Annotated in this window: 12 protein-coding genes; 9 read left to right on the plus strand and 3 right to left on the minus strand. The window is 63.3% G+C overall.

What is annotated here, in order from left to right; genetic code table 11:
- The coding region (locus RUMESO_RS22255; protein WP_037283924.1) for a transposase domain-containing protein at positions 1 to 244 on the plus strand (244 nt) is incomplete at its 5' end.
- Between the two features lie 415 nt (positions 245 to 659).
- Here the strand turns inward: RUMESO_RS22255 and RUMESO_RS24700 are convergent.
- Positions 660 to 1,886, minus strand: a complete 1,227-nt coding sequence (locus RUMESO_RS24700; protein WP_169791220.1) for an ROK family transcriptional regulator — start codon at positions 1,884 to 1,886, stop codon at positions 660 to 662.
- Positions 1,887 to 1,975: 89 nt separating this feature from the next.
- Here RUMESO_RS24700 and RUMESO_RS22260 point away from each other — a divergent pair, with 89 nt between their 5' ends.
- The 6 genes from RUMESO_RS22260 (at position 1,976) to RUMESO_RS24705 (ending at position 8,034) form a co-directional block, all read left to right on the plus strand.
- Complete coding sequence (locus RUMESO_RS22260; protein WP_037283927.1) at positions 1,976 to 3,208, plus strand: extracellular solute-binding protein; 1,233 nt, start codon at positions 1,976 to 1,978, stop codon at positions 3,206 to 3,208.
- Positions 3,209 to 3,284: 76 nt separating this feature from the next.
- On the plus strand, positions 3,285 to 4,166 hold the full coding sequence (locus RUMESO_RS22265; RefSeq protein WP_037283931.1) for a carbohydrate ABC transporter permease: 882 nt from the start codon (positions 3,285 to 3,287) through the stop codon (positions 4,164 to 4,166).
- Between the two features lies 1 nt (position 4,167).
- Positions 4,168 to 5,013, plus strand: coding sequence for a carbohydrate ABC transporter permease (locus RUMESO_RS22270; protein ID WP_037283933.1), 846 nt, complete (start codon positions 4,168 to 4,170; stop codon positions 5,011 to 5,013).
- A gap of 226 nt (positions 5,014 to 5,239) precedes the next feature.
- Positions 5,240 to 6,031: an SIS domain-containing protein gene (locus tag RUMESO_RS22275; RefSeq protein WP_245639386.1), complete on the plus strand. Its 792-nt coding sequence runs from the start codon at positions 5,240 to 5,242 to the stop codon at positions 6,029 to 6,031.
- 3 nt (positions 6,032 to 6,034) lie between these two features.
- Positions 6,035 to 6,955, plus strand: a complete 921-nt coding sequence (locus RUMESO_RS22280; RefSeq protein WP_037283935.1) for a PfkB family carbohydrate kinase — start codon at positions 6,035 to 6,037, stop codon at positions 6,953 to 6,955.
- A complete protein-coding gene (locus RUMESO_RS24705) occupies positions 6,952 to 8,034 on the plus strand; it encodes an ABC transporter ATP-binding protein (RefSeq protein ID WP_082484559.1) in 1,083 nt (360 codons plus the stop codon). The genes RUMESO_RS22280 and RUMESO_RS24705 overlap by 4 nt, the downstream gene beginning before the upstream one ends.
- A gap of 69 nt (positions 8,035 to 8,103) precedes the next feature.
- Here the strand turns inward: RUMESO_RS24705 and RUMESO_RS22285 are convergent, their stop codons facing one another.
- A complete protein-coding gene (locus RUMESO_RS22285) occupies positions 8,104 to 9,447 on the minus strand; it encodes an IS5 family transposase (protein WP_037283938.1) in 1,344 nt (447 codons plus the stop codon).
- Positions 9,448 to 9,656: 209 nt separating this feature from the next.
- On the opposite strand from RUMESO_RS22285, the gene RUMESO_RS22290 reads away from it, so the two are divergent.
- Positions 9,657 to 9,908 (plus strand): TOBE domain-containing protein, encoded by a 252-nt coding sequence (locus RUMESO_RS22290; RefSeq protein WP_156363064.1) that lies wholly within the window; start codon positions 9,657 to 9,659, stop codon positions 9,906 to 9,908.
- A 36-nt stretch (positions 9,909 to 9,944) separates the two neighbouring features.
- Positions 9,945 to 10,619, plus strand: coding sequence for an HAD family hydrolase (locus RUMESO_RS22295; RefSeq protein ID WP_051521610.1), 675 nt, complete (start codon positions 9,945 to 9,947; stop codon positions 10,617 to 10,619).
- Positions 10,620 to 10,961: 342 nt separating this feature from the next.
- Here RUMESO_RS22295 and RUMESO_RS25960 read toward each other — a convergent pair.
- Positions 10,962 to 11,217: hypothetical protein (locus RUMESO_RS25960; RefSeq protein WP_082484563.1), on the minus strand; the 256-nt coding region annotated here is incomplete at its 5' end.

Raw genomic sequence — 11,217 nt, forward strand, 5'->3', positions numbered from 1 at the left:
GCGGGCCATCCGCCCGCTGGCCCTCAGTCGCAAGAACGCGCTGTTCGCCGGCTCGGATGGCGGGGCGGAGCATTGGGCCGTGCTGGCCTCGCTCATCGAGACGTGCAAACTCAATGGCGTCGAGCCGCACGCCTACCTGGCCGACGTGATCACCCGCATCGTCGAGGGCCACCCGAACAGCCGCCTCGATGAACTCCTGCCCTGGGCCTATCCCAGCCCATCCGCCCTCACGGCCGTGGCCTGAAAACAGCGCTTACCTGCTTATCGACAGCACGAATGATGGACGGTTGGGCGGTCACCAATGGCTGTTCGTGCTCACTCCGGATGACAGAGACCTCCAGTGCGCGCCCTTGCTCCCGTCGGCGGTTTCGTCAACTTGATCCGAGCTCGGATCGATGCGATCAGGCGCTGGGTTCCTTGCCGGCACTCGATCCCTTCTCGCGAGAGGTCGCTGGCGAGCGCCAGGTGGCAGCGCTCGCGGCCTACACCAGATCCGCGCTGGCTGTGAGCAGGAGAGCAAGCGTCGGGGCCTGCACGGACTTTGCGATATGGTCAGGGGCAGACAGCTCCAATCCTTCTTGACCAATCGGACGGGTTCCAGACTGTCCGGGATCATACGATTGGCGCCAAAGGCTACGGAGGCACCCAGAGCTACCAAGTTATACTTGGGTTTTGGCCATAACGGGGATGTCAGGGTCAAAGGCGCGCGCAATCGGATCTGCGGCAGCTCCTATAGCCACAGAAAACGGATCAGAACTCCCGCGCAGAAGACGGAGAGGGGGCGATGTTCGGGAAGGGTTATCTGTAGAGCGCCGATTGAGGACATTCGAATACAGGAGGGACATCAGGGCTTCTGGCATCTGCCCGGCAAGGACGACGCCCTCCGGATCGAGAAGGCATTCGACTGCGTCGATGGTCCAAGTCAAATGCAAGGCAGACCGTGCCGCCCAGTCCCCAACGTCAGTGTTGCCGCTCCGGATAGCCAGATCCAACCGTTCGTAGAGATCCGGCTCGTTGGGTGCTAACCCGAGACGAACATACAAGGGACCAAGCGAGGTGAGGGTCTCGAGCGGAACTAAGCTCGTTCCGTCATGCACCGTGACTAGACCCAACTCACCCGCGAGCCGATGCTGTCCACGAAGCAGGCCACCGCCGACATAAATGCCCGCCCCTAGGCCATAGCCCACAAATATAAGGACGAAATCGTCCATGCCCACGGCACAGCCGTTGAGGCGCTCGGCCACTGCGGCGGCACTGGCGTCGTGGTGAAGGCTCACCTCCAAGCCTGTCGCCTTTTGGAGGTCCCTAACGATCGGGTGGTGTTCGCTCAGCGCTTGGATCCATGGATCGCCGCTCAGGGTATGGACGCCGGTTGGCGCTGGCATGGCCACGCCGAGCCCGAGGATTCGTGGAGAAGGTGCCACCAGACTGGCTGGGGCGGAGGCTACTCGGTGGAAGACGCTGAGTATGATCGGAAAGTTGGCCTGTAGTCCGCCCGGCCTCAGGGACTGCTCAGCTCCCTCGATCATTTCGCCCAACAGGTTGACCGCGACCGCCCGGACACGGTGCGGATCGATCTGCATACCGAATGCAAACGCTCCATGAGCCGATAGGGAGTAAGGAGTCGCGGGCTGTCCTCGTCCCGACCGAACTGGCTCGGCTGCTACGACCAAACCCTCGCGCTCCAGGTCCTCGACGATGTTGCTGATGGTCTGAGGGACTAGGCCCGTCGCGCGGGCGATCTGGGCTCGTGACATCGTCCGGTTTACCCGCAGCTGCTGCATGATCACGCGACGATTGTGTTCATTCACATTTCCGATGTTGGTGCCGGCCCGTATCCTTGACCGCGATCGCTCGATCGCTGCTTGACCGGGGTTCTGGCTCATGCCCATATTGTCCACATGCTGGATTTATTCCAACATACAACAAGGCTGCAGCCAGTAAAGAAGGCCGACAAGGCCGCAGGGAGAACGCGATGAGACATCTGACCACGACGGCGCTCGCGGGCGCCCTTGCCTGGGTCGCCGCCGCCGCCGAGGCAGAGACGGCACTGAATGCGCTGTTCATGTCGCAGGCCGCCTACAGCGAGGCAGACGTTCGGGCCATGACCGAGGCCTACATGGCCGAGCACCCAGACGTGACCGTGAACCTTGAGTTCGTTCCCTATGAGGGGCTCCGGGACAAGACGCTGCTGGCTCAAGGTTCGGGTGGTGGCTACGACGCCGTGCTATTCGACGTGATCTGGCCTGCGGAGTATGCCACCAACAACATTCTCCTCGATGTGTCGGACCGCATCACGCCCGAGATGGAGTCCGGTGTTCTGCCCGGCGCTTGGAGTACAGTCGAGTACAATGGCGCGCGGTATGGTATGCCGTGGATCCTCGACACCAAATATCTGTTTTATAACCGTTCCATGTTGGAGCAGGCCGGTATCGAGGCCCCGCCGCGAACCTGGTCCGAGCTTAGTGAGCAGGCCAAGGCCATCAAAGACGCGGGCATTGTTGAATTCCCTATCGTCTGGTCCTGGGCTCAGGCTGAGGCGGTCATTTGTGACTACACGACCTTGCTGAGCGCCTTCGGCGGCAAGTTCCTTGATGACCAAGGCAAGCCGGCCTTTACCACGGACGGTGGGCTCCAGGCTCTCGAGTATATGGTCCAGACGCTCGAGGAAGGGATCAGCAACCCGAACTCGGTGGAGTACCTTGAGGAGGACGTGCGCCGGGTCTTCTCCAACGGCGAAGCGGCCTTCGCGCTGAACTGGACCTACATGTACAACTTGGCCAACGCCGGCGACGACAGCGCGGTCAAGGGTCAGGTCGGCGTGGCCCCGGCGCCGGGTGTTGATGGCGTATCGGAGCTGTCGGCCATGAACGGCTCCATGGGCCTAGGTGTCACGGCGACCTCTCAGCACCCCGACGAGGCCTGGGACTTTGTGGCCTACATTACGTCGCAGCCCATCCAGAACGACTATGCCGAGCTGAGCCTGCCCATTTGGTCCTCGTCGTATGAAGACCCGGCTGTGACGGAAGGGCGGGAAGAACTGATCGCCGCGGCCTCTAAAGCCCTCGCCGTCATGTATCCGCGCCCGACCACGCCCGCTTACAACGAACTGTCGACGCTTCTGCAAGTTGCCATCCAAGAAGCTCTGCTGGGAGTGAGCAGCCCGGCCGACGCCTTGGCCAACGCTGCTGCCTCCAGCGGTCTCTGACTAAAGCGTCTCGGGGGGCTGCGATAGCGGCCCTCCTCAACTAGCTCCTTGATCCCCGCACGCCGGAGCATCCCCTGTGACCTTCCCTCGCGCGTCGCTCGGTTCCTGGGCGCTGATGCTGCCATTGTTGGTTGTCATCTTAGCTGTCGTGAGCTGGCCCTTGGCCTACACGGTTGGGTTGTCGTTCACGGACGCCGGTTTGGTGGCCTCTTCGGGCAACTTTGTCGGGGCCCAAAACTACTTGTCGGCGATGAGCGACCGTGGGGTGCGCGCAGCCTTCTACAACACCGCCTGGTTCACGCTTGTCTCTGTCAGCCTAGAGCTGGTTCTGGGTGTGCTAGTGGGCCTTCTGTTGAACCAGGAGTTCCGAGGCCGAACTCTCCTGCGGGCCATGATGATCTTGCCCTGGGCACTTCCGACGGTGGTCAACGCTATCCTCTGGCGCTTGATTTACAACCCGGAATACGGCGCCCTGAACTCCGCGCTTCTGCAGTTAGGGATCATTGACAGCTACCAGAGTTGGCTTGGCAGGCCGGACTCGGCGATGATGGCCATGGTAGTGGCGGATGTCTGGAAGAACTTCCCGATCGTTGGATTGATCTGCCTCGCCGCCCTTCAGTCTGTGCCGCGCGACACCCAAGCGGCCGCGATTGTGGACGGGGCAGGGCCCTTGGCACGCTTCCGCTTCGTGATCTGGCCCTATCTCGCGGGCCCCTTGATGATCGCCTTGGTTCTGCGCACCATCGAGGCGTTCAAGGTTTTTGACATCATCTGGGTCATGACGCGGGGCGGCCCAGCCAACTCGACCCGCACTATGTCGATCCTGGTGTACCAGGAAGCCTTTTCATTTCAGCGTGCCGGGTCCGGCGCATCGTTGGCCCTGACGGTGACGCTCGTGATCATGGTCCTTGCCGGCGCCTATGTCTCGATCATGCGTCGCTCAGCACTGAGGGCCTGACATGGAGCGCCGCAGCCTTCTTGCGAGTGTCTTGATCTACGCCGCGGCTCTAGCCTTGGCTGTGCTGCTTCTGCTGCCGATCCTGTGGCTCTTCGTGATGAGCATCTCGCCGGCCGCGGACCTGACCGCCAAGCCGCTACGCTGGTGGCCTGAGACCGTGGACCTGTCACGATACCGCATGCTGCTGACGTGGGAGCCAAACAGCATGGGGCAGGCCTTCCTCGCTGCGCTGCGCAACAGCCTGACGGTGGCAGGCCTGGCGGTCGGTGCGGCGCTCGTCGTGGCCGTGCCGGCCGCGTGGGCCGTGTCGCGCAATCCGCGACTGGAATGGTCACTCTATGCGCTGATCCTGACCTACATGCTCCCTCCCGTGGCACTGGCGGTCCCGCTCTACCTCGGGCTGGCGCGGTTCGGTCTACTCAATTCGACGGTGGGGCTCGGGATTATCTATCTGTCGATGCTGGCTCCTTTCACGGCCTGGCTCCTGAAGTCCGGCTTCGATGCCATCCCCCGTGATATTGAGGCCTCGGCCAAGCTCGACGGCGCACGGCTAGACCAGATCCTGCGCATCCTGATCCTGCCGCTCGCAGCCCCCACGCTGGCGACGGCAGCGCTCTTTGCTCTGCTTCTGGCCTGGGACGAGTTCTTCTATGCTCTGCTCTTTACCTCCGACCAGCGAGCCAAGACGATCACGGTGGCCATTGCCGACGTCGCCGGTGGACGGGTCGCGGACTACGGGCAGATCGCGGCGGCCGGCGTGCTGGCCGCGCTACCACCTCTCTTGATTGGGCTTGTCATGCAGCGGGCAATCGTCGCCGGCCTGACGAGCGGCGGAGTAAAAGGATGACTATCATGAATATTGAGACAAAGCCCGCGGGCCGGCGCGCTATTGAGGCCGAGATGGCTCGACAGGCAGCCGATGCGCTGGCCTCGTACGAGCAGGTCGGGCCCGTGGCCGATGATCTTGCGGCCAGCATTCGCCGCACAGGGCGCCTCGTACTTCTCGGAATGGGGCATCCCATTCCGCAGGCCGAGCGGTCGAGCCCCTCTACCGCGAGTTGGGGGTCGACGCTTTGGCCCTCCCAATCTCCGAGCAGCTCACGCAGGGCCTGCCTCTGGACGGGAAAACGGTCATCCTGGCCAGCCAGTCGGGCGAGAGCGCGGAGATCCTGCGTTGGCTCCGGACGGCCCGGGCCGGTGACGTCTTCGGTATGACCTTGAATGGCAGCTCGACCTTGGGCCAGGCTGTGCCCTGCCTCGTGGCTGCCGGAGGCGCCGAGGTCGCCTTCGCCGCCACCCGCAGCCTGACGCTCACCATCGCTTTGCACCTCGCCGTGCTGGCGCGTCTCGGGACTGATCTCGCGCCCGGGCTTGCTGTTCTGCGCGCCTGGCCCGAGCCCGATGTCTCCGCCGCCGTCACCGCCCTCTCCGGTGTGCGGACTGTCGTCACCTCGGGGCGACGTTTGCAAGGGGTTGCCGAGGCCTGTGCCTTGGGTCTGTGTGAGCTATCCCAGAGCCCCGCCTTCTCGCTGGAAGGAGGCCAGTTGCGCCACGGTCCGATGGAGATCATGGGCCCTGAGTTGGGCGTTGTTCTGTTTGGGGGTGACGAGCCGGGTGCGGAGCTCGTCATGGGGATGGCGCGCTCGGCTGCGGAGGCGGAAGCAAGGGTAGTGCTGATCGATGCCTCGGGGACCGGGCAGGGGATCCCGGGCGTGACCACAGTGACGCTACCACGCGCTCAGGGGGCGGCGGCTGTTCTGGCGACACTCCCGGCGATGCAGGCGCTCATGTTGGGCTACGCCGCTGACCGGGTGGCCGATGTGGGCACCCCGCGCCGGTCCTCGAAGATTACCCGGACGGAGTAAGGCATGCGCCCGCTGGCCACCCTCGGCAATGTCAACGTCGACCTCATCATGGGACCAACCACGCCTTGGCCCAGGCCAGGGACCGAGGTCCTCGTGGCTCATGACGAGCTTCGCCCTGGCGGGGCGGCTGGCAACACGGCACTGGCTTGGGCCGGGATGGAAGTGCCCTTCACCATTGCGTCGAATGTTGGGGACGATGCCTTCGGCCTGTGGCTGATCAACGCCTTTCGCCCGCACTCCGGAGCGTGGGTAATCTCCCCCTGTTACACAACCGTCTCCGTGGGCTTGACCCATCCGGGCGACGAGAGGACGTTCTTTACCACCCGAGGTCATCTGCCTGAACTCGGCTGGCACGAGGCGCGGCCGCAGCTCGAGCAGCTGGATGGAGGGCTCTTGCTCCTGTCTGGAAGCTTCCTCATGGACAAGCTCGCGGCGGACTATTCGGCTTTGTTCACTTGGGCCGCTGATCGAGGTGTCGAGATCGCGCTGGACCCAGGGTGGCCGGTGGCGGGATGGACCGCCGCAGAACTGTCTCGGGCCCGGACTTGGGTTGGAGCGACGCGTCATCTCCTCATCAACGAGGTTGAGGCCATGGCGCTGGCTGGAGCTGATGGCATTGAGACGGCGTTACCCACCCTGGCAGACCTATTACCCGACGGCGCGACTGTCGTCGTGAAGGCAGGTCCCAAAGGCGCTTACGCTTGGCAGGGTGGAACAGTCCACCACACAGTCGCTCCCGAAGTCCTCGTCGTCGACACAATCGGAGCCGGCGATATATTCAACGCAGGCTACCTCTTGGCCATTGCCGAAGGCGCGACACTTCCTAAAGCGTTAGAGACGGGTGTGATCCTCGCGAGCCGCGTGATCTCCACCAGCCCCAGGCGCTATGAGCGTCCGGCAGGCCTGCGGGAGCGCGTCGGATGAGCGGCCTCTCTCTGGTGAACCTCACCAAGTTCTACGGATCGGTCCAGACACTCAAAGGGATCGACCTAGCACTGGACGAGGGGGAGTTCCTGGTCCTCCTTGGCCCTTCCGGCTGCGGCAAGTCGACGATTCTGAACATCATTGCGGGCCTCCTTGAACCCACATCTGGAGATATCCGAATAGGCGGACGCTCGGTCCTTGGCGTACATCCCAAGGATCGTGACATTGCGATGGTGTTTCAGTCGTACGCACTCTACCCGAACCTGACCGTGGCACGGAACATCGGCTTCGGTCTCGAAATGCGCGGCATTCCGAAAACTCAGCGTGCTGCGGCGGTAGCCAGCGTGGCCGAAACGCTGCAAATCTCCGCTCTGCTCGACCGTCGACCTGCCGCCTTATCCGGCGGCCAGCGTCAACGTGTGGCGATCGGCCGGGCCCTTGTCCGCAATCCGGCTGTGTTCTTGTTTGACGAGCCTCTGTCCAACCTTGACGCGAAATTGCGTATGGAGACGCGGACGGAAATCAAGCGCCTCCACCAGTCGCTTGGCAAAACGATGGTCTACGTCACGCACGATCAGATCGAGGCAATGACGCTCGCGACACGGATTGCTGTTTTGAACGGCGGACAACTGGAGCAATTGGGAACTCCTGAGGAGGTATACCGCCGCCCAGCCAGCCTTTTCGTTGCGAACTTTATTGGTTCTCCCGGCATGAACTTGCTTCATGGTCGTATTGATGCCGGCAAGTTTGTGACGACTGGAGGTGAAGCTTCTATATTCTTGCCGCCTGGATACACCCACCTAGCGCAAGGTCGCTCAGTGGTCCTAGGTATCCGGCCTGAAGAAGTCGCCCTTGCAAGCTCCAATGATCCGAGTGCTCTTGTAGCTCGAGTCGATGTGGTGGAGTTAACAGGACCCGAGAAGTTGACACTCTTGCGATTGGGGGCAGATCAGGTGATGGCAAGTTTGCCTCCGACAGCAGCTGTCCAAGCTGGACAGGACCTGTCAATCACGCTCGATGAAGCCGGCGTTGTTCTCTTTGACCCCGCAACCGAAATGCGCATCGCACCTGCTCGTTGACGGGACAGAACTTTCTAACAGCGAACGGAAAAGTGCTATTCTGTAATGAGTTCACCCTGAACAACCTGATCAGGCGGTCGTGTAGTCGGACTGGCGGTTCTGCGCCTGGACGAGCTCCAGGATCAGGGCGATGATCTGGGCAAGCCAAGCCCGGAGGTGGGCGAGGATCTTGCGAAGGTTATGGCCGCAGCCGCAGAGGACGGCGAAGACCGCGTCGCCCATGGTGCCCTTGAGGCCGCAGCGGGCGAGCCGGCCGTCGGTTTTCATATGGCCGATCTCCGGCTCGATGGCACTGCGGCGTCGGAGCGTCTTCGCCAGGGCTGGCGTCAATCCGCGACGGGTGCCGCTGATCAGGACACGGGTCGTCGCAACACTGTGGCCGCGGTATCCGCGATCGACGACGGCCAGGCGGGGTCTTTGGTCGGTGAGGATCTCGACCTGCTCCAGCGCCTCGGCCAGGGTGTGGCCGTCATAGGGGTTGCCTGACAGCGACCGCATACCGACGACGAAGCCGCCGTCCAGCGTGGTGGCCACGCTGACTTTGCAGCCGAACTCGTAACGCACTCTGGCCTTGCCTTTGGAGATGCAGTCCACCTCCGGCTCATGGAGGGCGTAGATCTTGCCGGTGGTTTTCGGCGTCTGGTGCAGCAGACGTGAGACAAGGACCAGCTTGTCGAGCACCCGTTCCCGCAGCGACCCCGCAGGGATCTCATCCAGCTGCCGGCGCAGGTCGCGCAGAACGCGGCCGGCGTAGCCCTTGAGCCTCCTCAGAGCCTTGCGCATGCGCTTGAACTGCCTCGCGTGAGCGTAGCGGCCGACCTGAGCCGCCAGCCGCGGCGCAAGACGGGCGTAGCTCTGCCGCAGCTCGATCCCGGCCTCCCGGGCAAGGTCCACCAACTGCGCCCGCGCCCGCTCCACGAGCCGCGAGTCGGTCGGGTAGGCGATGGCCTTCTCCATCACCGTCGTATCCACCGCGACCTGCTCGAGGCTCCGCTCGGACACCGCGCCCGAGGCGCGGCCGGCCTCGATGGTCTTGGTCAGCAGCCACTCGGCGCCCTCCTCGCCGATGCGCTTGCGCCAGCGGGTCAGTGAAGTCGGGTCGATCGGCGCGCGGTGCTGGAAGAAGGTCTCTCCGGTGAAGTGCTGGTAATACGGGTTCTCCACCCAACGCGCGATCACGGCCTCATCGGAAAGCCGGAACGCATGCTGGAGGTAAAGAAGCCCCGCCACTAGTCGCGGCGAGGTGGCCGGCCGACCCGTCGAGGACGGAAAGAACCCGGCCCACTCCCGCTCGAAGAACTCCCAGTCGATGAGGCTCGCTAGCTTCACCAGCTCATGGCGCATGTCGATCAGATCGACGAGCCGCGGACGGAGAAGATCGTCCTGCTCGGGAGGGCGCGGGCGGTGCTTCATCGAGGGGCCGAAATTGCAGGGTTCCGGGCCGAATCCTATGAAACCCTGCACGTTAAATCGACCGAAACCTCAGCTTTCCACCACCAGATCAGACGCTTCGCCGTTGTTCAGGCCGGACTAATGAGCAATGCTGCTTCCGATGGGCTCGGATGCTGCAGACGGCCTCGATCTGCCAAGGTGGGTTCCTGAACCACCGTTGGGAGGCGTCGATGAGCGAAGTCAGCATGGTCGGGCTGGATCTCGCCAAGCACGTGTTCCAGGTCCATGGGGCGAATGGGGTGGGGTTGATCGAACAGTTGGAGCACGAGGACCTGATCGAGGTGCAGCTTTCGGACGGGCAGCGCCTGACGATCAAGACCCATGGCGCGTCCGGCATCTCGGTCGGGGATCGCCTTTCGGTCGCGCTCGATCCGGCCGCGGTGCATGTCTTCGCTGCCGCCGGCCGGCGTCTTGACCGATAGCCATCGCAATCCTGCGCTAGCTCAGGAGGGGTTCCTTTGAACAGTCCAAGGACGAAGACCGCCGATCCGGCGCCCGTCCCGAGCTTTCGCGCTGTGCTATGGGATCTCGATGGGACGCTGGTCGACAGCGAGCCCCTGCACGTCCTGGCGACGGCCGCGGCGCTGGACAGCTTGGGACTGCGCCCGCCACCGGGCTACGACGACGGTCTGCTGGGCGTCAGCGAGGAGGGGGTCCATGCGGCCCTCGTGGAGCGCGCGGGCCTGCCCCTCGAGCGCGCCGCCTGGCGTGATCTCAAGTGGAGCCACTACGAAGGCCTCCTGCCTGGGCTCAAGCCACGTTCCACGACCTTCACCGCCCTGCGACGGCTGGCCGACATGGGCGTCCCAATGGCTGTGGTGTCGAACTCCACCCGGCGCGAGGTCGATCTGGCCTTAACTGCTGCAGGGCTCGCGCAGCTCTTCCGTGTGATCCTCAGCCGTAACGACGTCACATACGGAAAGCCGGATCCCGAAGGTTATCTTTCCGCGGCGCGGCAGCTGGACGTGGCCCCTCACGAATGCCTTGTGGTCGAGGACAGCGTCCCGGGGGCGATGGCAGGCTTGCAGGCCGGGATGACGACCATCTTTCATCCTCAGCATGCCGCAGTTGTCCCGAAGGGGGCCATCGAGCTTGCCCCAGAAGGGGACTTGGCGGCCTTGATCTTTGAATGACGGGCCAGGAGGGGATTCGAGTCGGTTGCCTTGGATGCATTGCAACCCTGCTGAACTGAGTCGTCGATGTTAGAACAGGTTGCCGATGCAGATCTGGGCCATGCTGCGACACGCCGTGACCCGCGAGATCTGCGCCATGGCGACGCTCACCATTCTTGCCTAGGCGACGCTCGTTATTATCAGTGTGCGCCTTGGCCGGCGGTGATGGCGGTGGCCGGTCTGTGCCACGTTGTTCGGTGCACAATGATAGTCCGCTAAGGACGTTCAGATGCGGCGCAACGAGGCCGCACGGCCCAGTTCGACCTCTCGGTAGTCAACCGGAGGTCTAGCTCCTCCTTAAGGCTAACCTCGAAGCTGGCCCATCTGGCGGCGTACGGCCTCAACGATCAGGCGGAACTCGTCAGCAACGGCCGCCTCGATGGCGAACTCTGGGGAGGGCTCCACGACACCGGGATCCTCCTCGTGGTCGCGAAAGACACTGCGCTCCTCCAATGCGTCAAGGAGCGTGGGGTCCTGCCGGCCCAGACGGACCAGGATCTCAGCCAGCACCTTGCGTTGCGCGATGAGACGGCCTTCGAGGATCTCGGGCGAGGCGGGG

The sequence above is a fragment of the Rubellimicrobium mesophilum DSM 19309 genome (genome assembly GCF_000600335.2).
Lineage (GTDB): Bacteria > Pseudomonadota > Alphaproteobacteria > Rhodobacterales > Rhodobacteraceae > Rubellimicrobium > Rubellimicrobium mesophilum.

Coding starts and splice junctions, on each gene's coding strand:
- RUMESO_RS22260 (WP_037283927.1), top strand. CDS start 1,976: ATGAGACATCTGACCACGACGGCGCTCGCGGGCGCCCTTGCCTGGGTC.
- RUMESO_RS22285 (WP_037283938.1), bottom strand. CDS start 9,447: ATGAAGCACCGCCCGCGCCCTCCCGAGCAGGACGATCTTCTCCGTCCG.
- RUMESO_RS22280 (WP_037283935.1), top strand. CDS start 6,035: ATGCGCCCGCTGGCCACCCTCGGCAATGTCAACGTCGACCTCATCATG.
- RUMESO_RS22270 (WP_037283933.1), top strand. CDS start 4,168: ATGGAGCGCCGCAGCCTTCTTGCGAGTGTCTTGATCTACGCCGCGGCT.
- RUMESO_RS24700 (WP_169791220.1), bottom strand. CDS start 1,886: ATGAGCCAGAACCCCGGTCAAGCAGCGATCGAGCGATCGCGGTCAAGG.
- RUMESO_RS22290 (WP_156363064.1), top strand. CDS start 9,657: ATGAGCGAAGTCAGCATGGTCGGGCTGGATCTCGCCAAGCACGTGTTC.
- RUMESO_RS24705 (WP_082484559.1), top strand. CDS start 6,952: ATGAGCGGCCTCTCTCTGGTGAACCTCACCAAGTTCTACGGATCGGTC.